Raw genomic sequence first — 17,868 nt, 5'->3', positions numbered from 1 at the left:
TACAATATGACTACATTGCAAGGAACATTTGCCTTGGTTACCGGAGCAAGCAAAGGATTGGGCAAAGCGATTGCAACTGAACTGGCTAAAAAAGGTTACCATCTTTTACTGGTAGCACGTTCGGAAAATGAATTGGCTAAACTGGCTGATGAATTAGAAACCAGTTATGGGATAAAAGCAGTTTATTTTCCAATTGATCTTTCGCAAGCAGCTTCCGCAAAAACGGTAAGCGAATGGGTGGAAAAAAATGACTTTCCGGTTTCGATACTCATCAACAATGCCGGCTACGGTTTATGGGGAAGATTTGATGAGTTACCGCTCGTAGATCAAATCAACATGTGCCACTTAAATATCGATGTTGTTGTTGAACTTTCTTATTTGATAATTCCCCGCCTATCCCGGGCTGATAAGGCATATATTTTAAACGTATCAAGCACTGCCGCCTACCAGGCCGTTCCAACCCTGGCAATTTACTCCGCAACAAAATCATTTGTACTTTCATTTAGCAGGGCAATCAGGTTTGAGCTAAAAAATACGGCAATAGCAGTAAGTTGTTTAAGCCCAGGCCCTATTGATACTGGTTTTGCGCAGCGGGCAGGACTTGATGCCTTTAGCAAAATGGCCGAAAAGTTTAATATGCGACCAGAAGAAGTAGCCAGAATTGCATTGCAGGGCTTATTTGCCAAGCAATCGGAAATTGTTCCAGGTTTTACAAACTGGATAAGCGTTTTCGCTAACCGGATTCTGCCAAAAGCCTTCATCGAAAAAATGGCGGCGGGAATTTATAAAACCTAACAATTTTTTTTTAAAAAAAATTTGCCCGATATGCTTTGGAATATTAAAAAAATGTTACGTTTGTATTAAATACTACTAAATCTATAGATTATGTATAATAAAACAATCTCGTTTTATTTCACTTCAGCACAGAACCACTCGCGAATGCGAATGTGCTGTTGTTGCGCATAATTTCTTCTTCCAACCAATTTATATTTCTTCACCTAAACTTTTGAACCATGGCTTCATCGTATCCAACCTTTACCCTATCTGATCAATTAAGCAGCGAACAAATTGAGTTTTTCAATACTCACGGCTTTATTCATTTCAAGAATTTTATTACAAAATCTACAGTCTCCTCTATTATCCATGCTTCAAAAGAAGTAGAGCGAAACTGGGTTGAAAATGATATCAAAAAAGTAAATGGCGTGCCCATTAAATATGGAAAAGATTTAGATGGAGCGAAAATTGTGCAAAGGTTTGCCTTTATTAACCAGCATCATATGACATTAGCAGGCTTACTATTAGATCCCCGTATTGCCGCTTTACTGCCACTTGCAGGTGATGGTTCTCGTTTAGGCACAGAAGAAAAAGATGGAATGGTTTTTAATCACTACATCAATGGTCCTGAAAGTACTTTTACCAAAATGGGCTGGCATACCGACGGATTGAGAGACATTTTTTATGGCGGAAAGCTTAATCCAATGCTGAACGTTGGCATACATTTGAGCACACAAAAAGAGGAAAATGGTGGTCTCAAGATCATCCCCGGCACCCACAAACAAAGTGTTTACCAAATGCTCTTCCGCAAGAAATACTTTTTAGATAATAAGGCAGATAAGGATGAAGTTTCGATTTTACCCGAGGCTGGCGATTTGACCATCCACGATGGAAGGTTGTGGCATCGCGTTGCGCAATCAGCTATCCGTGGAGAAGAAAGTCGCAGACGAGTAATTTACATTCCAATTATTGCTGGTAAGTATGCACCCAAAAATGAAAATAGTCCAACCGTTTTTTATCAGCGTTTCGCTGGAATTGTAAAGTAATCACATGGTATTTATATTAATATTCAGCTATCTGGCTAAAACCGGAAAACTAAAAAAACAGGTTTCTAATTTTAAAGCTTTTCAAAAAAAGATTAGTTTAAAAGTTTTTCGCCCTGAGGCAGCAATTATTTTAGGAATAATGCATTTAGGTTATTAAACAGCCCATAATGAGCGATATACAAAAAGAGCGTGAAAAGATATTTGCAGACCGAAAAAGAACCAATGTGCTAAAAAATGCGGAACAAAAGTTTATCCATTTTTTACTAAAAAGGATTCCAAAATTCATCTCTCCAAATATATTAACAGGTTTAGGATTTTTAGGCGCTGTACTAGTTTTTGCATCATTTTTATTGGCAGTATATTTTGGCAGGCACTTTTTACTTGTCGGAATATCTGGATTATTAATCAACTGGTTTGGCGATTCGCTTGATGGAAGACTCGCCTACTATCGCCAAACGCCAAGGAAATGGTATGGTTTTGCATTAGACATTATCATGGATTGGGCCAGCATTGTCTTAATTGGATTGGGTTATTATTATTATGCTGAAGCACCGGCAAAAGTTTTAGCTTTCTTTTTCGTGGTGTTTTACGGCTGGTCGATGCTTATTTCGTTGCTTCGTTACAAAATTACAGATGTATACCGCATTGATTCAGGATCATTTGGTCCTACAGAACTTCGGATCATCATATCATTTATTCTGCTCACCGAAGTTATAATACCCGGATCAATCATTTATGCTGCAGCTTTAATTACGATTACCTTATTTGTAGTCAACGTGTCGGACACCATGGAGTTGCTTCGTTTCGGGAACGAACGTGATGGGAAGGATAAAACGAATGGTTAAAAAAAAATCTGTAAAAGTTTTTCTTAAGGCACAGCTGTCAGCCTTTTCAGGTGGTGTTACAGATTATGGAATGATGATCTTGCTGACCGAAAAGCTGGGTATTCATTTTACCGTATCAATTCTGATTTCTGGTGCTTTAGGCGGGGTGGTTAACTTCTGCATCAACCGGTATTGGGCTTTTAGGGATCAATCGGCCTACCTTACGTCGGCTCGAATGCAACTCATTCGCTTTTTTGGAGTGGTAATCAGCAGTATTACATTGAAATCAACCGGAACATATCTTTTACACCGGAGTTTCAATATAGATTATCGTATTGGGAGATTGTTAATTGATAGTGTGGTTTCTTATGGCTTTAATTACCCGCTTATGAAATTATGGGTATTTAAAACCGAACCAAAAAAAAGTCAGAAAACCTTTAGTTACCAGAATGAAAATCCTGAAAATAATGTTCGCACCCAGGCCGTTTAAAAAGATTTGCTTTGGCCTGGCTATCCTCATGCTAATGGTAATACTTAGGGTTGGCAAATTATGGGCGCAAGTGGCCGATCCCTCTCCCATCAATTTTCCTACACCAAAAAATATAGATAATATGCTGTTCTATTTACAGCGAGATCCGAATACCAATACACTTATCTACGCACTAAATATGCAGGAGAATGGAAGCATTAACCATTCGCAGCCTGTTGCTATTTATTGGATTCGCTATGGTGAACATGGAGAAAAAAAAGAATTGAGTTACATCCAAAAGAAATTTGCTTATGGGTTAATTACCAAAGAAATCGCTAAAGATAAGTTCGAATTAAAATTTGTTTCACATAAGGCATTACCGATTTACCTCAGCAAAGTAGATCAAAAATATATCGTTACAATCGCTGTTAACGGCAAAACAGTTAAAATTAATCGTCTTTTTGTTCGGATAGTGGGCGGATCATTTTGGCTACCGAACGTAAGGTATGCCTTAATTGAAGGAAGTGATTTGACCACAGGAAAATCCATAACGGAAAAAATTCTGATAAAATAGCATTAGGCCGCCGGGCTACCCATTTTTTTCAGCATTCGGTAATGAGAAGCCAAAGCCGATAAAAATGTTGCATTTTCGTGGTAAGGAAGGCCGTATTCCAAAGCTGTTTTTTTCACGATGACAGCTATCCATCCATAGTGAATGTGACATACTTTCGGAAATAAATGGTGTTCAATCTGCCGGTTTAAACCACCGAGAAAAAACGCAGCCATGGGACTATTGGTAGCGAAATTTGCAGTAGTATTCATTTGATGTTCAGCCCAGGCTTCTTCCATGTTGCCCGAATGGTTGGGTACTGGAAAAGCTGTACCTTCTACAACATGCGCCAACTGAAAAACCAATCCCATCGTAACCCCCTGGGCTACGTGAAGCAGAACAAAGCCAATCAATACCTGCCACCAGGCTAAATCGATCACTAAAATTGGTAGCGCAATGAAGAGGAAGTAATAGAGAAACTTGTAAAAGAAAAGGTTAAAATATTCAATTTTCGGATGGATATTTTCCCTCGCTCCGATATTTTTCTGAAAAAATTTCTTATAATCCTTGCGTAGCACCCATGAAATTGAGGCTAAACCATACAACGGAAACGCATACCATTGCTGAAAACGCTGATGTGGTTTCAATTCATCTTCATTGCAAATACGGATCAGGCCAGGTGCAATCTCGATATCTTCATCATGCCCCGGTATGTTAGTATAAGTATGATGAACTACGTTATGGGTAATATTCCATACATAAGGACTAGCGCCAAGCAAATGAAAAATCATCCCTAATGATTTATTTACCTTCTTATTGGGAGAAAAGGCACCATGAATCGCATCGTGGCATACATTAAAACCAATAAATGCACTGGTTACTCCTAAGGCCAAAGTAAGTGGAGCCAAATATGTCCAGTTTAACCCAGAAAGTAGAATAGTAAAATATAAGATGATGAACAGGCTTAAGAAAATGAAAGTTTTCACCCACATAAAACTATTTGCATTAACTTCCAATTCCCGATTGCGAAATTGTTCGTTTACCCGCTGCCTGATTTCTGAATAAAAATTAACTTTTCCTGAAGCAGGAAATTTTGTGATGACTTTCATATTTCTCGTTTACCTTACCCGCTGCACAGGGGCGATACTCCGAGTTCATCAAGATGCGCATCTTAAATTAGATGACGTGTAAATATATGAACGTAAATTGAGATTGTTTAGTTTTAAATTAAACTTAATCGTTGCATTTTAATTGAATAAAAGCTAATTAGGTAACAATTCATTTCTACTTCGAACCAAATCAGAAACATCGGTAGCAATGATCATAATTGAATTTGTTGCACCCCGGTCATTTTTAAGCGGCTCATAAATGAAATTAAAATAACAGTCTACCTTCTGCCCATCTTTTTCTAAAATAGCCTTGGCTTCTTTGCCAATGTACCTTTCACCGCTGGTGTAAACACGATCAAGTATTTCAAGATAGGGTTGTCCTTGCAATTCGGGTAAACCAGCTGCTAAAGGTTTTCCTAAAACGGTTTTATCTTTGCCCCAGAGTTCAAGAATTAAATTATTGGCCATCTCAATTTTGAGTTGACGATGACGCAAAACACCGAAGGCAATAGGTGCTTTTTCCAAAAAGCCACTTATTTTGTTTTTCGACTGAGATAAACTTTTCCCTAATTGAAAGGTAGCCGTAAACGCCTGACTAAGTTCTTCATGCGCCAAATTTAAATCTTCGTACAACATTTCGAGCTCAAGGCGATGGCTTTCCAGTTCTTTTGCCGAGATGTCAACCTGTTGGTTCATTGCAAAATATTCATCCAAAAACTCATATTGCTTGATAAAATTGGCTGCAATGATGTCTAAAATCTCTTTTCCATGTGTTTCTAAACCTTTTGCGCTAATATCCTTTATTATAATTTCTCCTATCAACTGGTCAGAGGCATCAATCAAAGACTTTCGTAGATAATTTTCCGCTGTAAGAGATGGAGCTTTCGAAGCATATTTGTAAATGTTGATTTCTACAAAATTTGAGTGAAATACGCTTTTTAAAAGGTTGATATGTTGTGCCAGTAAGTCATCCTGTTTAAATCTTAAGAACACATCTTTTTGTCTTTCATCCATTTTTCGGCCTTTTGATAAATCGTTTTAATTAACGAATAAATATCTTGTTCGGTAAGGTTGACAATATTCATACCCAAAAACAAATACTAAAATTATAAATGCTAAGTAACGTGTTAATACTGCTTTCAAATACAAAAACTCTTTTTAGGAATGCTTTTGCTTATAACTATTATCCTTTGGCAATTGTTAATCTTAAAATCAAATTCTCATGTATCCAAATCACGAACTTTCTGCTTTGAGAAATCGTTTACTTGAAAAAATTGGTTCTACCTCATTAGGTCCAGGCGATTGTTCTGAAATATCAGTGCAAATCTTTATAAGCACTGGCCATTACGTTAGCAAGTCTACGATAAAACGTATTTTTGGAACAGCGCCAACATTGTCAGACTCTTCGAGGTTTGTAAAAAATGCCATTAGCAATTTTTTAGGTTTTGAAAATTGGGAAGCCTTAAAAGAAGCTATTGACAAAGAAAAATAATGTTATTAGTTAATTTTTGCTTACGCTATGGAAAAAATTGGATTTGGAGGTAGCTGCCATTGGTGCACTGAAGCTATATTTTTATCAATTCATGGCGTATTGAAGGTTGAACAAGGCTGGATCTCATCTACAGGCACTGACCACGAACTATCAGAAGCGGTTATTGTTCATTACGAAGAAGAAAAAATTAAGTTAAAATCATTGATTGAAATACACCTCCATACACACAGTTGCACCGCACAGCATGTTATGCGCAGCAAATACCGTTCGGCAATTTATGTGTTTAATAGTTCACAGCAACAACTAGCTAAAAATGCCATCGCAATACTACAGTCTGATTTTACACAGCCTATCATTACAAAAGTAATTCCCTTTAAGCAATTTAAGCTTAATCAAAGTCGATATTTAAATTACTATTATGGTAATAAGGATAAGCCTTTTTGCAAAAATATTGTAAGTCCGAAACTTAAAGCACTTATCAAGTCGTTTCCTCATCTGGTAAATAATGACAAAATGGATTTGTGTTGAATTTGGAAAAGAAAACCACCTCCAAATTGAGAAGTATAATGGTATAATATTAAATCGGATTATTGTATTAAGATTATTTTTACAACCTTTGCGACTTGCAAAGCAACTTTGTTTCTGCAAACACACAAGCCTTTGAACTTCGGCTTAACCACCTGTTCAGATTTACTGAACCAAAATCCTGCTTAAAATAAGGATTTCCAAACATTAAAATATTTCGTTTACCATGAGCAAGTTTTTGTACGGCATTGATTTTGGCACAACCAATTCTGCGCTTTCTATTTATGATCAAGAAAAGAAAGAAATTGTAGATACGATTTCCATTCCCTCGTTAATCTATTTTACTGAAACGAAAAGTTTCATTGATGGCGAAAACCATATTGTTGGAGAGAAAGCGATTGAAAGTTATTTAAATGACGGGATGAAGGGGCGTTTTATCAAATCGATTAAACAGATTTTGTCGCGAACCACATTTACTGAAACCAGAATTCATAATAAACGATACACCGCTGCCGATTTAGTGACGCTAATTTTGAAAGATTTGAAATCTAAGGCAGACAAAATTATTAACGAAGATTGTATCAAAGCCGTCATCGGGAGGCCGGTATTTTTTGATGATGATAATTCACAACGAGATACCCTGGCGCAAACGAGGCTGAAGAAAGCTGCTGAAAACGCAGGCTTTACTGATGTTCGCTTTCAGTTTGAACCGATTGGTGCTGCCTTTGCTTATGAAAAAACAATAACGAAAAAAGAACGCGTTTTAGTAGCCGATTTAGGTGGCGGAACAACTGACTTTACTTACTTAATTCTTGATCCTGAGAAAGTAGGAAGTAAAGACCGAAAAAATGATATGATCGCTTCGGGTGGCATTTACATTGGTGGCGACAGTTTAGATTCTGCTTTTATGTGGGATAAAGGAACACCTTACTTCGGAAAAAACACCACTTATGAAGCCACACCTGGGAAGGTTTTAAATGTTCCGAAATCGCTTTTCGCAAATATTTGCACCTGGGATAAGATGAACTTTTTTAATGGACTAAAAATCCAGAAGGAAATAGAAGAATACTACTACTATTCTGGAAATGATCCAAAGTTTAAAAATCTGATTACGCTGGTTGAAAATAATTTAGGCTATTCGTTATTCAGATCAATAGAAAAAACAAAAATCGAGCTTTCTGACTCATCAGTTTCTAATTTTGAATATTCGAATTTAGGGATAGAGATTGATGTGCAAATCAAATTAGATCAATACAATGCCATCATTGAAAAGGATGTGTTAAAAATTGAAGCCTATCTTAATCAATTTATGGCCTTACATCACATCAATCCTGAAGAAATCGATTGCCTTTTTTTAACGGGAGGAACATCGATGGTTTCAGCCATACAGCAACTATTTAAACGTAAGTTTCCGCATATCCCTTTAAATTCTGGAGATAACTTTAAAAGTGTGGCGAAAGGCCTGGCTTACAGTGGTTATTTATTTGAAGATTGATGATTAGCTTTCCACATTATATCAAATAGCTGCGGAAATATTATTTCTCAACCTCTAACCAGGCAAACCTGGGATTCTCTGAAGGCGTTTTTGCTTTTTTCATCAAGGCGGATAACGTTTTTACCATCGCGGGATTTTCCGAAACCAGATTTACACGTTCCGCAATATCTTTTTGAAGGTTGTAGAGTTCGAATCTTTCTGCAACGCCTTTTGTTTTAAAACGAATGAGTTTCCAATCACCTTTGGTTATGGCTTCTTTTAAGCCGCCTTCATTAAATTGCCAGTAGAAATATTCATGTTCTTTTAACGCCTGCTTACCATTTAAAACTGGTGCAAAAGATAAGCCATCGATATTCGATGGAACTTTCGTGCCAGTAAGTTCACTGATAGTAGGTAAAATATCCCAGAAAGCCCAGGGCGATTGATTGTTTCGTCCCGCAAGTACCTTACCCGGTGCCCTAACAATAGTTGGAACCCGGATTCCACCCTCATATAGATCTCGTTTTATTCCTCGAAATGGCCCACTACTGTTAAAATATTCTGGATCTGCTCCACCCTCCTGATGTGGACCATTATCGCTACTAAAGAAAATGTAAGTATCGTTATCCAGATCCAGTTTTTTAATCAATGCCAAAATTGTACCTACATCGGTATCTAGTTTATTTACCATCGCCGCGAAAGTGGCATGAGGCTGTAATGCGCTATCATAATTGCCTTTTTTAACAAATGGTGTTTCTGGCTGAAATTTGCTTGATCCATCTGCATTTTGAAAAGGTATCAACAATGCAGCCGGCACTTTTAATTCTGCATGCGGTACAGTTAATGGCAAGTACAAGAAAAACGGTTTGCCTTTATTTTCTTCAATAAAATTAACAGCCTTGTTTATAATCAGGTCTTCAGTATATTTAGTACTATCAACTGGCACAGCTACTGTTTTACCGTTAACAATTTCGTACAATCGATTGGTATAATAGTCGTGTGCATGGCTTTGATCCAAATAGCCATAAAACCGATCGAAACCTTTCAAGTGTGGCGCTCCCTGGCTGTCCTCATCACCTAAGCCCCACTTTCCAAACATTCCAGTAGTATAACCATTTTCTTTTAATCTTTCTGCTAATGTAGTGTCTGTTTTTCGCAGCGCACCTAAACCATCTTTCCCTTTAGCATTTCCCCTAACCCATGCATGTCCCATGGTTTTGCTGGTCATCAGTGCACAGCGTGATGGTGCACAAACTGTATTTCCGGAATAAAAGCGGGTAAATTTGGTTCCTTCCTTCGCCATCCTATCTAAATTAGGTGTCGGGATTTTAGAGGATGGATTGAAACTTTGAACATTTCCATATCCTAAATCATCAGCAAGAATAAATATTACATTGGGCTTTCGCTTTTGTTGAGCGTACGAAAACGCACAATTCCCAGCTAGAATCAATAATAAAATCGATTTAAATAATGCTTTCATTAACGAATGATTTAGGGATCTTTAAGCCGTAGCAGACTATTTTAACCTGCATGAACTTGTTCTTCTAAAAATAATATTTTTCCAGGAAATAGTTGCTATAGAATGATATTATGTGTTACAAAAACTTCATTCTCACTCCGAAAAGTTACCATAAATACTTGGTACTACTACTCATATTTAATCGATTTTGGAATATTATTTCCAATTTGTTCTAGTTTTTTTAATTTAGCATTAAATTAATGCGACTGATAAAAGCATGAAGCAGTTAGCAATATTTTACGCGTGTGGCGCTTAGGCAAAATATGTTGTGAGATACGGAAAACCTGGTTTCTTGGAAGAAATTTATCATTATGATTATCATTTCTTTGACGGTCGCATTAATTTTTATCCTAGATGGCTAAATTGACCAATTGTAATGCCTTTGTATCTTCTAAAGGTAGAATGAAAATTCGAAGTCTGCTCAAAACCTAGCATTTTTGCAATCTCGTCAACCGTAAAATCTGAATGAAGCAATAGCATTTCGGCCTCCCTCATGATTCTATCTTTAATAAGGCCAGATAGGCTTTTGCCTAACACCTTACCCAAAAACAAATTGAGTTTCCTGCTACTGATACCCATTCCCTCTGCATAAAATTCGATTGAGCGTTCTGTTTTGTAGAACTGTTCCAATATTGCTCTAAAACGAAGTACCTGTTGTAACTCATCTAATGAAAGTGCAGCCAAATAGCCATCCAGATCTGCAGTGTAGCCTAAAAATAACGATAAATACTGAGATAAATAAGCTGCATCTCTCCTCGCATCTACCTCCTTACGTAATTGCTCAATGAGGCTATGCGTTTTTTTTACCTCATTTGCACCCAAATCTCTGTAAGAAAGTTTTAAAAATAAATTTTTGGCGAGTGGATCCAGGTGCTGCAATAAAAATTCAGCATAGAGCACACTGCTAAATGTTAACCAATAAGCAGATTGTATCTCGCCTTCTAACCTTACCAATCCTTCTTCAGGTATAAAAAATATGCGTCCTGCAGTTAATTGATAATCGCCAGAGTTCATGTGGAGACACCCCTCTGCTTCCTTAATAACCAAAATACGCATCGGATAAGCCGCCGGCAATGCTTTTTCCCTTTTAAAAAATCCTTTAATCACCTCAAGTTGTATCATATCAACCTAGATTTTAAAGTGTTTGGTGAGAGATCGTTTATCATTATAAATATTAGTGATTTTTATGACTACCCGAGCACATAAAATGTTACATTAATAAATTGTTACCACGAACCAAAGTTTCAATTTCATTATGATATAATTGGTTCAATAAGATTTGTCGCAAACATAGATATTATTATATTAATCCTTAAATCAACTTTTTGTTAACTTGTAAGATTTTAACTACGATTTAGAACGCAAAAAAAAAGCAAACTTATAAATGAGTTTGCTTTTCCGGTAAATGAAATCGTTTTGTTAAGATTTTAATACGGTAACTTTTACCACTTCAACATGATTTGAGGCAAAGTTGAGATCGAAAAGTACGATATTTTGCGTTTGAATTTTATCAATTAAACCATTTGCTGAAACGATTAGGTCTTTGCCTCCATTAGAAGGCGTAATCAATCCCAACCCTTTTTCATCATCATAATATTTTACAGTTCCGAGTCTCATGGTATTTTATACTAGTTTAACGTTAACTGCATTTAAACCTTTTTTACCTTGAGTTACTTCGAACTCTACCTGATCGTCCTGATTAATTTTATCAACTAATCCCGTAATGTGTACGAAGATCTCTTCTCCGTTTTCAGATTTAATGAATCCAAAACCTTTTGATTCATTATAAAATTTTACTGTTCCTTGCATTTAATTTAGAAAGTTTAGATTTCTAAACATAGCAAATTGAAAAAAGTTTATAAAATCTAATAGATTTTGATAGCATTTTAATAGATGAAGCTTGGATTTTGGCAGTTCACTCCAAAAATCAATGTAGATTTATGAAATGATGCCTATCAGATTTGCATGAACAAAATTCTATATGGTTTATATCTTTTTACTTGCGAATATTATCCAAAACACAGTGATCCCACTAATTATAAAAATAACTCCAAGTATTAAGTTCATCCTATCGTCCATTTTTGTAAGCTACAAAAATTTAGATGACATTCAGATGATTTACATAAAATACAACCTGAGGGGTTAAGATAATTCGTTGCGCACAATTTCAAGGCAACTAAAATGGTTTCAATGGATTGAGATTAAAACCAATTAATCTTTAAACTGTAGTTCAGCGCATTGGCGTTATTACAATGGAGGTGATTGCTTTAGAAAACAGCTTGCTCGTAGAATTTAGTGAACTTTTAAACTAAACCGTATTCAGCTTGAGCCTTTTTTTGGTTACACCAACTATGTTTTTAGCAACCTTCCCTTTCTTTGTTATAGCAAGTTCGAATTCCACCGAGCTCCCTATGTAAAGCCCTTTTGCTTTACAATCTGAAATATCGAAATAAATACTTTGAACTACTAATTCCTGAGAGATTAATCCGAAACCTCTCTGCTTGTTGTAAGCCGTGATGACACCGTTCATTATGTTTAGTTTTGAGCGTTTATTACCATAAATATAGTTGATTAACGCTAAAAAAACTAATGCAGTAGATATTCAATAACAATAAATAGATATCATTTATACTTAAGTTGATTACCGGACAGTGTGCGATAAATTTGAATTGCCAAACGAGATTAGTTGATGATGATAGTTAAAACTTAATAATAGTTTAAACGTTTATTTAAGAGTTTAATATCATCGCTATGAAAAATGTAAATAAAAAAAGTTCGACAAAAGAACTTAATGAAGTTAAAGAGGGCGACATCATTAAGGATGATACCGGAAAAAAAGGTGAAGTTGCCGACATAGAAATTTTGAATAGAAAAAAGGAAACGCAATACTATTACAAGATCAAAAATGACGGAACGATTCTCGTGATTAAATAAACGCTTTATTTATTGGGCATTAGAAATATTTAAGGATATTTGCGGAAAAATTATGTCCCATGCAAAATATTAAAAACATCATATTTGATTACGGAAACGTAATTTTCGACATCGATTTTAGAATTGCCCAAGCTTCTTTCCAAAAATTAGGTATCACTGATATCGAAAATTTCTTTGCGCACAAAGGTCATAATCAGCTATTTGATGATTTTGAAACTGGTGCAATCTCTCCGGCAGCGTTTCGTGAGGGCATTAGAAAAGCTGCCCATAAACCTGAATTAACTGATGCGCAAATTGACGAAGCATGGAACAGCTTGCTGATTGGAACCCATCAGCAAAATCATAATTTATTATTGGCTGTAAAAGAGAAATACAGAACTTTTCTATTGAGCAATAACAATGAAATCCATTACGATTGGATTATCAATTACCTAAAAACAACTTTCGAGCTTAACAATTACGACGATTATTTTGAGAAAGCTTATTTTTCTCAGCACATGAAATTACGTAAGCCCAATACCAATATTTTTGAACAAGTTTTAAAAGATAACAACTTAAATCCTGCTGAAACTTTGTTTATTGATGATAGTCCGCAGCATATTGAGGGTGCAAAAAAAGTTGGTTTGAACACCCTTTTAATGACTGAAAAACCTGCTCAATTGGAAGCGTTTTTAAAAGCCAACAACATCATATAACTTTCTACCAGCTTTTGGATCATAATCAAATGGAAGTGTTTTAGAAAGAGGTCTGTTAGCCATATCTCCAGTCATATAGAGCTCATTGGTTGTACTTCGGCCATCCTCCAATATATCAATTCCATTTTTATTTGTTAAAAACATTAACGTATTTACTTTTAAACGCTGGTGTGGAAACCTATTCGAATTTGGTGTCGCTGTGTTCCTATTTCTTCTGTATACTACCATCAAGGTTTCGCTAAAATTAATGTTTAGCTTTTTACTATCGCTATTGTAGGCAACATAATTTTTTATGTCTACAGGAATTGTATCTATCGTAAAAACATCTTTTTGCATCATCACTTTTTTGTAATAGCGTGAAGAGTCTTTATTTTCTGATAATTTGAAGAGATCTTCTTTAGATGAGTTCAGGTTAATCTTTTCAGAGGCCCATTTTCTTACCGTCTTCATTACTCTTTCCTTTTCATGATTTCTTACAGAATGATACTGGTAAATGTAAAAACCCTCCTCCTTTGATTGATTAAAAAAAAGAGACCTGTAAAAGTGCATCTTTGAACCATAATATACCCAATCAGTAAGGTACTGTATACGTTCAACATAACTTTTATCAAAGCTATTTTTATATTGAATGGTACTGCTGTATTTCAACTCTTCATTTTCAAATGAATATACAAAATAATCCATATCTATATTTAGTTCATAGCCCAAAGCTTTGATATCAATGATCAAGGGCTTATTCATGCTTACCTCAAGTGTTTTTTCTACATCGTTATAATAAAAATGTATATCTTTTGGATTCGAAATGATACCATATCCATGCTCGCCTGCACCATAACCTAAAACCAGTTTTGAGAATAATCCTCCCCATTTCTCCCAAGCTTTACTGTTAGTACTTACATTAACCTCTTCCAAAATATTTTCCTTCGGTTTCATTAAAATAGTATAGGAAGATTGGCCACCTGTAGTTTTTGTAATTATTTTTTCATAACCTACTGCGGAAACTACTAATTCGCTGTACGCATTTACATTATGTAACCTAAATGCACCTTGATCATTGGTTTTCATACCAAATGTGGTATTGTTAAGGTAAACACTAGCACTAGGAATGGGTTGTTTAGTTTCAGAATCTATAATTTTACCATATATTATATTTTGAGAGAAAACATCTATTATTGCAACTAAGCAAATGAAGAGGAGCGTCAATTTTTTCATGAAAAATAATTCGTTATTCTAAAATTATTAAATAATCGCAAATGTCAGATAAAAATTTTAATTCCCTTAAACAGTTCTATCCGCACCATTTAAATGAACACACCAATACAACTTCGCGTGTGCTACATTTTATTGGAACAGGCTTAGTTATATTGGCCTTTTTTACTGGGTTTCTTTCTCATGAGTGGCGTTTTTTCCTGGCGATGCCGATTTTAGGTTATGGTTTTGCCTGGGTTGGCCATTTCTTTTTCGAAAAAAATAAACCTGCTACCTTTAAATATCCGCGTTATAGCTTAGCCTGCGATTTTATTCTGTTTTACGATTTGCTTACTGGAAAAGAAGGGTTTGTGGTGAAAAAATAATCAGAAATAATAATCCGTTGGTTGAAACCAACGGCAATGAATTAAAAGTATAATGTTATTCGCTATTCATTGCAGGCTGCTTTAGCCAAAAACTTTGTTTCTAAACCCATTGTAGCGGAAATACTTTTGATTAAACTTATAAGGTTTTAAAAACCTTATAGGTTTGAAAAGATTGGAGCGAAAAGCGGGACTGCATTTCCCGAAGAATTACTTGCTTTCATTTTCAAAAAAATATAGTAGGTAATTTTGCTGCAACTACGCTCACTTTGTCATTCTGAGGAACGAAGAATCTGCAACCTATGAAACAGATTCTTCGTTCCTCAGAATGACAAAACTTCTATAGTTTTCTTCTTTTTAATTCCCTTTCGATTAAACCCAATTCCCTACCCGTCTGACCAGCAACAGAAGTATTTTCCTGTGCCCGTCTGAACAAATAAGGCATAACAGCTTTTATCGGCCCATAAGGAACGTATTTGGCCACATTGTAATTGGCATCTGCAAGATTGAAACTCAAGTTATCGCTCATGCCCAGAAGCTGTGCGAAATAAACGTGAGGATGATTATGGGCTACTTTTTTCTCTTCTAAAAGATAAGTTAACAGGCGGCTGCTATCTTCATTGTGCGTACCACAAACGATGGCAATTTCTTCAATATGGTCTACACAATATCGTAGCGATTCGTTATAATCCTTATCTGAAGACTCTTTATCAGGTTGAATTGGCGATGGATAACCCATTTCGGCGGCACGTTTACGCTCTTTTTCCATGTAAGCTCCACGAACCATTTTCACACCCAAAATAAAACCGGCGGCTTTGGCAATCAAGTGGTCGGCTTTCATATCGGCCAGCTTATCATGGCGATACATTTGATAAGTATTGTAAACGATAATATGTTCCTGGTTAAATTTACGCATCATATCTAAAGCCAATTCATCAATTGTATTCTGAATCCAGGTCTCTTCGGCATCAATCATAACCGGAACGCCTTTATCAAAAGCAGTGCGACAAATCATTTCGCAACGTAATTTCACTTTTTCAAATTCCGCTTTCTCATCTGCAGTTAAAGCTTGCTTTGCATCTAGTTTTTCCAATAAAGCAAAACGGCCAATGCCTGTAATTTTAAAAACGGTAATTGGAATGTTTTTATCGCCATCGGCACGGAGAATGGTGCGAATGATTTCCTGGCAGGTTTCATCGAAAACGATTTCTTCTTCTTCGCCCTCAACCGAATAATCTAAGATGGTACCAACGCCACCTTTTGCCAGCTGAGCAATCGCTTTGTCGCATTCGGCAATGGTTTCGCCACCGCAAAACTGCTGAAAAATGGTTGTTTTTATAGCGCCCTGAATGGGTAAACCAATGTTCAAAAAGAAATTGGTAATCGGCGGACCAACCTTGGTTAAAAAGTTGCTACCAATCATTTTAAAAAGCCAGTAAGCCTTTTTTAATTCTGCATTGGTTTTTTGACGGAAGGCAACTTCAGTATTATCGAAATTGGGTTGTTTATTAGGAGATGAATCAATCATTTGTTATGTAATAAGTCAGATGGATGCAAAATTATAAAAAGCATTGATTGTAGAAATTAAAAACAGCTAAATAATCGTATTTTTGCAGCAATAATGATACAATTCAAATTAGAAGGCGAATTTATTCCGCTGATCCAACTGTTAAAAGCAACAGGTTTAGTTGGCACCGGTGGCGATGCCCAGGCTGCCGTAATGGATGGCTTGGTAAAATGTAATGGTGAGGTAGAATTTCGCAAACGCTATAAAGTTAGGGTTGGCGATATCATCATTTTTGAACAAGATAAAATCGAAGTAATTTAATGGAAACCTTAACAAGCGCAGGCCATTCGCTTTATTTCGAAAGCAATTTAGACGCCTTAAAAACCCTTTTAGAAAGCAATAAATACAGCAAAGTTTTTATTCTTGCTGATGAACATACGAGCGAAATTTGTTTGCCGGTTTTTCAGGCGATGATGGATGATTTTGCTGATTTCGATTTGATTGAAACCTCAGCAGGTGAAGAAAATAAAAACATCGATTTTTGCATTGGCATCTGGAAAACACTTTTGGATTTTGAGGCCGACCGTAAAAGTTTAATGATCAACTTAGGTGGCGGCGTAATTACTGATATGGGTGGCTTTATTGCCTCAACTTATAAACGTGGTATCGATTTCGTTAACGTTCCTACTACTCTACTCTCGCAGGTTGATGCTTCTGTTGGTGGTAAAACAGGTATCGATATCGATAACGTGAAGAACATGGTGGGCACTTTTACCCTTCCACAAATGGTTTTCATCGAAACAGCATTTTTAAAAACCTTACCACAGCGTGAGCTTTTATCAGGCTTTGCCGAAATGATTAAACATGGTTTAATTTATGATAAAGCTTATTACGAAAAACTAAAAACTACCGATTATTTAACGCCAGCTGCATTAGATATTTATCGTTCAGTTGAAATTAAAAATGAGATAGTAACCATCGACCCGCATGAAAAAAACCTGCGTAAGATTTTAAATTTCGGTCATACGATTGGCCATGCGGTAGAAAGTTATTCGTTAGCAAACGATGAAAACCCACTTACACACGGCGAAGCAATTGCTATTGGTTTTGTTTGCGAGGCAGCTTTATCCATCAAAAATAGTGGTTTAACAAAAGAAGAACTGAAAGATATCAGCGATTATATTTTATCGTTGTATCCTAAATATCATATCAAAAAAGATAGTTTCGAAACGCTTTTAGCATTAATGCAAAGCGATAAAAAGAATGAAGACGGAAATATTTTGTTTTCTCTTTTAGAAACCACAGGCAAATGCACATTTAACTGCCGTGTAAGCACAGCCGAAATTTTGAGCAGTTTAGATTACTATAATAGTTTATAA

At 36.0% G+C, this 17,868-nt stretch carries 22 protein-coding genes; 13 read left to right on the top strand and 9 right to left on the bottom strand.

Annotated features, from left to right (window positions below; genetic code table 11):
• Positions 1-6 precede the first annotated feature (6 nt).
• From R2Q70_RS05245 to R2Q70_RS05225, 5 genes are all read left to right on the top strand, one after another.
• Positions 7-795, top strand: a complete 789-nt coding sequence (locus R2Q70_RS05245) for an SDR family oxidoreductase (protein ID WP_316806600.1) — start codon at positions 7-9, stop codon at positions 793-795.
• Between the two features lie 218 nt (positions 796-1,013).
• Complete coding sequence (locus R2Q70_RS05240; RefSeq protein WP_316806599.1) at positions 1,014-1,820, top strand: phytanoyl-CoA dioxygenase family protein; 807 nt, start codon at positions 1,014-1,016, stop codon at positions 1,818-1,820.
• 167 nt (positions 1,821-1,987) lie between these two features.
• Positions 1,988-2,665 (top strand): CDP-alcohol phosphatidyltransferase family protein, encoded by a 678-nt coding sequence (locus tag R2Q70_RS05235; protein WP_316806598.1) that lies wholly within the window; start codon positions 1,988-1,990, stop codon positions 2,663-2,665.
• Positions 2,658-3,134 carry a GtrA family protein gene (locus R2Q70_RS05230; RefSeq protein ID WP_316806597.1) on the top strand — a complete coding sequence of 159 codons (477 nt, stop codon included), beginning with the start codon at positions 2,658-2,660 and terminating at the stop codon, positions 3,132-3,134. The genes R2Q70_RS05235 and R2Q70_RS05230 overlap by 8 nt, the downstream gene beginning before the upstream one ends.
• Positions 3,112-3,687 carry a DUF4833 domain-containing protein gene (locus tag R2Q70_RS05225; protein ID WP_316806596.1) on the top strand — a complete coding sequence of 192 codons (576 nt, stop codon included), beginning with the start codon at positions 3,112-3,114 and terminating at the stop codon, positions 3,685-3,687. The genes R2Q70_RS05230 and R2Q70_RS05225 overlap by 23 nt, the downstream gene beginning before the upstream one ends.
• Before the next feature lie 2 nt (positions 3,688-3,689).
• Here the strand turns inward: R2Q70_RS05225 and R2Q70_RS05220 are convergent, their stop codons facing one another.
• Positions 3,690-4,772, bottom strand: a complete 1,083-nt coding sequence (locus R2Q70_RS05220) for an acyl-CoA desaturase (RefSeq protein ID WP_316806595.1) — start codon at positions 4,770-4,772, stop codon at positions 3,690-3,692.
• Positions 4,773-4,925: 153 nt separating this feature from the next.
• On the bottom strand, positions 4,926-5,786 hold the full coding sequence (locus tag R2Q70_RS05215; protein WP_316806594.1) for a PAS domain-containing protein: 861 nt from the start codon (positions 5,784-5,786) through the stop codon (positions 4,926-4,928).
• A gap of 208 nt (positions 5,787-5,994) precedes the next feature.
• Between R2Q70_RS05215 and R2Q70_RS05210 the strand changes: the two genes are divergently transcribed.
• From R2Q70_RS05210 to R2Q70_RS05200, 3 genes are all read left to right on the top strand, one after another.
• Positions 5,995-6,264: a hypothetical protein gene (locus tag R2Q70_RS05210; protein ID WP_316806593.1), complete on the top strand. Its 270-nt coding sequence runs from the start codon at positions 5,995-5,997 to the stop codon at positions 6,262-6,264.
• A 27-nt stretch (positions 6,265-6,291) separates the two neighbouring features.
• Positions 6,292-6,792, top strand: a complete 501-nt coding sequence (locus tag R2Q70_RS05205; RefSeq protein ID WP_316806592.1) for a peptide-methionine (S)-S-oxide reductase — start codon at positions 6,292-6,294, stop codon at positions 6,790-6,792.
• A gap of 223 nt (positions 6,793-7,015) precedes the next feature.
• On the top strand, positions 7,016-8,284 hold the full coding sequence (locus tag R2Q70_RS05200) for an Hsp70 family protein (protein WP_316806591.1): 1,269 nt from the start codon (positions 7,016-7,018) through the stop codon (positions 8,282-8,284).
• A 40-nt stretch (positions 8,285-8,324) separates the two neighbouring features.
• Here R2Q70_RS05200 and R2Q70_RS05195 read toward each other — a convergent pair whose 3' ends face one another.
• The 5 genes from R2Q70_RS05195 to R2Q70_RS05175 form a co-directional block, all read right to left on the bottom strand.
• Complete coding sequence (locus R2Q70_RS05195; RefSeq protein WP_316806590.1) at positions 8,325-9,743, bottom strand: arylsulfatase; 1,419 nt, start codon at positions 9,741-9,743, stop codon at positions 8,325-8,327.
• 384 nt (positions 9,744-10,127) lie between these two features.
• A complete protein-coding gene (locus R2Q70_RS05190) occupies positions 10,128-10,904 on the bottom strand; it encodes an AraC family transcriptional regulator (protein ID WP_316806589.1) in 777 nt (258 codons plus the stop codon).
• Positions 10,905-11,201: 297 nt separating this feature from the next.
• Positions 11,202-11,399 carry a cold-shock protein gene (locus R2Q70_RS05185; protein ID WP_316806588.1) on the bottom strand — a complete coding sequence of 66 codons (198 nt, stop codon included), beginning with the start codon at positions 11,397-11,399 and terminating at the stop codon, positions 11,202-11,204.
• Between the two features lie 6 nt (positions 11,400-11,405).
• The gene (locus R2Q70_RS05180; protein WP_010599510.1) at positions 11,406-11,591 is read right to left on the bottom strand and encodes a cold-shock protein; all 186 of its coding nucleotides are present in this window, start codon (positions 11,589-11,591) and stop codon (positions 11,406-11,408) included.
• A 499-nt stretch (positions 11,592-12,090) separates the two neighbouring features.
• The gene (locus tag R2Q70_RS05175; RefSeq protein WP_316806587.1) at positions 12,091-12,312 is read right to left on the bottom strand and encodes a cold shock domain-containing protein; all 222 of its coding nucleotides are present in this window, start codon (positions 12,310-12,312) and stop codon (positions 12,091-12,093) included.
• Between the two features lie 221 nt (positions 12,313-12,533).
• Between R2Q70_RS05175 and R2Q70_RS05170 the strand changes: the two genes are divergently transcribed.
• Both R2Q70_RS05170 and R2Q70_RS05165 read left to right on the top strand, forming a co-directional pair.
• On the top strand, positions 12,534-12,716 hold the full coding sequence (locus R2Q70_RS05170) for a hypothetical protein (protein WP_116167787.1): 183 nt from the start codon (positions 12,534-12,536) through the stop codon (positions 12,714-12,716).
• Positions 12,717-12,775: 59 nt separating this feature from the next.
• Positions 12,776-13,411, top strand: coding sequence for an HAD family phosphatase (locus R2Q70_RS05165; protein ID WP_316806586.1), 636 nt, complete (start codon positions 12,776-12,778; stop codon positions 13,409-13,411).
• Here the strand turns inward: R2Q70_RS05165 and R2Q70_RS05160 are convergent.
• Positions 13,388-14,623, bottom strand: coding sequence for a carboxypeptidase-like regulatory domain-containing protein (locus R2Q70_RS05160; protein WP_316806585.1), 1,236 nt, complete (start codon positions 14,621-14,623; stop codon positions 13,388-13,390). The genes R2Q70_RS05165 and R2Q70_RS05160 overlap by 24 nt on opposite strands.
• A 41-nt stretch (positions 14,624-14,664) precedes the next feature.
• Between R2Q70_RS05160 and R2Q70_RS05155 the strand changes: the two genes are divergently transcribed.
• On the top strand, positions 14,665-14,985 hold the full coding sequence (locus R2Q70_RS05155; protein ID WP_316806584.1) for a DUF962 domain-containing protein: 321 nt from the start codon (positions 14,665-14,667) through the stop codon (positions 14,983-14,985).
• A 337-nt stretch (positions 14,986-15,322) separates the two neighbouring features.
• On the opposite strand, the gene R2Q70_RS05150 is transcribed toward R2Q70_RS05155, so the two are convergent.
• Entirely contained in the window at positions 15,323-16,510 is a 1,188-nt protein-coding gene (locus tag R2Q70_RS05150; protein ID WP_316806583.1) for a proline dehydrogenase family protein, read from the bottom strand.
• Positions 16,511-16,603: 93 nt separating this feature from the next.
• Between R2Q70_RS05150 and R2Q70_RS05145 the strand changes: the two genes are divergently transcribed.
• Both R2Q70_RS05145 and aroB read left to right on the top strand, forming a co-directional pair.
• Positions 16,604-16,810: an RNA-binding S4 domain-containing protein gene (locus R2Q70_RS05145; protein WP_316806582.1), complete on the top strand. Its 207-nt coding sequence runs from the start codon at positions 16,604-16,606 to the stop codon at positions 16,808-16,810.
• The gene (gene aroB, locus R2Q70_RS05140; RefSeq protein WP_316806581.1) at positions 16,810-17,868 is read left to right on the top strand and encodes a 3-dehydroquinate synthase; all 1,059 of its coding nucleotides are present in this window, start codon (positions 16,810-16,812) and stop codon (positions 17,866-17,868) included. Before R2Q70_RS05145 ends, aroB begins: the two co-directional genes overlap by 1 nt.

The organism is Pedobacter agri, assembly GCF_032678665.1.
Classification (GTDB): domain Bacteria; phylum Bacteroidota; class Bacteroidia; order Sphingobacteriales; family Sphingobacteriaceae; genus Pedobacter; species Pedobacter agri_A.
Note: the sequence above shows the minus strand (reverse complement) of the source record. Positions and strands in the feature narration are given on the sequence as shown.

What these genes read in the sequence shown, in the direction of transcription:
- R2Q70_RS05245 (WP_316806600.1), top strand. Translation starts at nt 7, where the DNA reads ATGACTACATTGCAAGGAACATTTGCCTTGGTTACCGGAGCAAGCAAA.
- R2Q70_RS05240 (WP_316806599.1), top strand. Translation starts at nt 1,014, where the DNA reads ATGGCTTCATCGTATCCAACCTTTACCCTATCTGATCAATTAAGCAGC.
- R2Q70_RS05235 (WP_316806598.1), top strand. Translation starts at nt 1,988, where the DNA reads ATGAGCGATATACAAAAAGAGCGTGAAAAGATATTTGCAGACCGAAAA.
- R2Q70_RS05230 (WP_316806597.1), top strand. Translation starts at nt 2,658, where the DNA reads ATGGTTAAAAAAAAATCTGTAAAAGTTTTTCTTAAGGCACAGCTGTCA.
- R2Q70_RS05225 (WP_316806596.1), top strand. Translation starts at nt 3,112, where the DNA reads ATGTTCGCACCCAGGCCGTTTAAAAAGATTTGCTTTGGCCTGGCTATC.
- R2Q70_RS05220 (WP_316806595.1), bottom strand. Translation starts at nt 4,772, where the DNA reads ATGAAAGTCATCACAAAATTTCCTGCTTCAGGAAAAGTTAATTTTTAT.
- R2Q70_RS05215 (WP_316806594.1), bottom strand. Translation starts at nt 5,786, where the DNA reads ATGGATGAAAGACAAAAAGATGTGTTCTTAAGATTTAAACAGGATGAC.
- R2Q70_RS05210 (WP_316806593.1), top strand. Translation starts at nt 5,995, where the DNA reads ATGTATCCAAATCACGAACTTTCTGCTTTGAGAAATCGTTTACTTGAA.
- R2Q70_RS05205 (WP_316806592.1), top strand. Translation starts at nt 6,292, where the DNA reads ATGGAAAAAATTGGATTTGGAGGTAGCTGCCATTGGTGCACTGAAGCT.
- R2Q70_RS05200 (WP_316806591.1), top strand. Translation starts at nt 7,016, where the DNA reads ATGAGCAAGTTTTTGTACGGCATTGATTTTGGCACAACCAATTCTGCG.
- R2Q70_RS05195 (WP_316806590.1), bottom strand. Translation starts at nt 9,743, where the DNA reads ATGAAAGCATTATTTAAATCGATTTTATTATTGATTCTAGCTGGGAAT.
- R2Q70_RS05190 (WP_316806589.1), bottom strand. Translation starts at nt 10,904, where the DNA reads ATGATACAACTTGAGGTGATTAAAGGATTTTTTAAAAGGGAAAAAGCA.
- R2Q70_RS05185 (WP_316806588.1), bottom strand. Translation starts at nt 11,399, where the DNA reads ATGAGACTCGGAACTGTAAAATATTATGATGATGAAAAAGGGTTGGGA.
- R2Q70_RS05180 (WP_010599510.1), bottom strand. Translation starts at nt 11,591, where the DNA reads ATGCAAGGAACAGTAAAATTTTATAATGAATCAAAAGGTTTTGGATTC.
- R2Q70_RS05175 (WP_316806587.1), bottom strand. Translation starts at nt 12,312, where the DNA reads ATGAACGGTGTCATCACGGCTTACAACAAGCAGAGAGGTTTCGGATTA.
- R2Q70_RS05170 (WP_116167787.1), top strand. Translation starts at nt 12,534, where the DNA reads ATGAAAAATGTAAATAAAAAAAGTTCGACAAAAGAACTTAATGAAGTT.
- R2Q70_RS05165 (WP_316806586.1), top strand. Translation starts at nt 12,776, where the DNA reads ATGCAAAATATTAAAAACATCATATTTGATTACGGAAACGTAATTTTC.
- R2Q70_RS05160 (WP_316806585.1), bottom strand. Translation starts at nt 14,623, where the DNA reads ATGAAAAAATTGACGCTCCTCTTCATTTGCTTAGTTGCAATAATAGAT.
- R2Q70_RS05155 (WP_316806584.1), top strand. Translation starts at nt 14,665, where the DNA reads ATGTCAGATAAAAATTTTAATTCCCTTAAACAGTTCTATCCGCACCAT.
- R2Q70_RS05150 (WP_316806583.1), bottom strand. Translation starts at nt 16,510, where the DNA reads ATGATTGATTCATCTCCTAATAAACAACCCAATTTCGATAATACTGAA.
- R2Q70_RS05145 (WP_316806582.1), top strand. Translation starts at nt 16,604, where the DNA reads ATGATACAATTCAAATTAGAAGGCGAATTTATTCCGCTGATCCAACTG.
- aroB (WP_316806581.1), top strand. Translation starts at nt 16,810, where the DNA reads ATGGAAACCTTAACAAGCGCAGGCCATTCGCTTTATTTCGAAAGCAAT.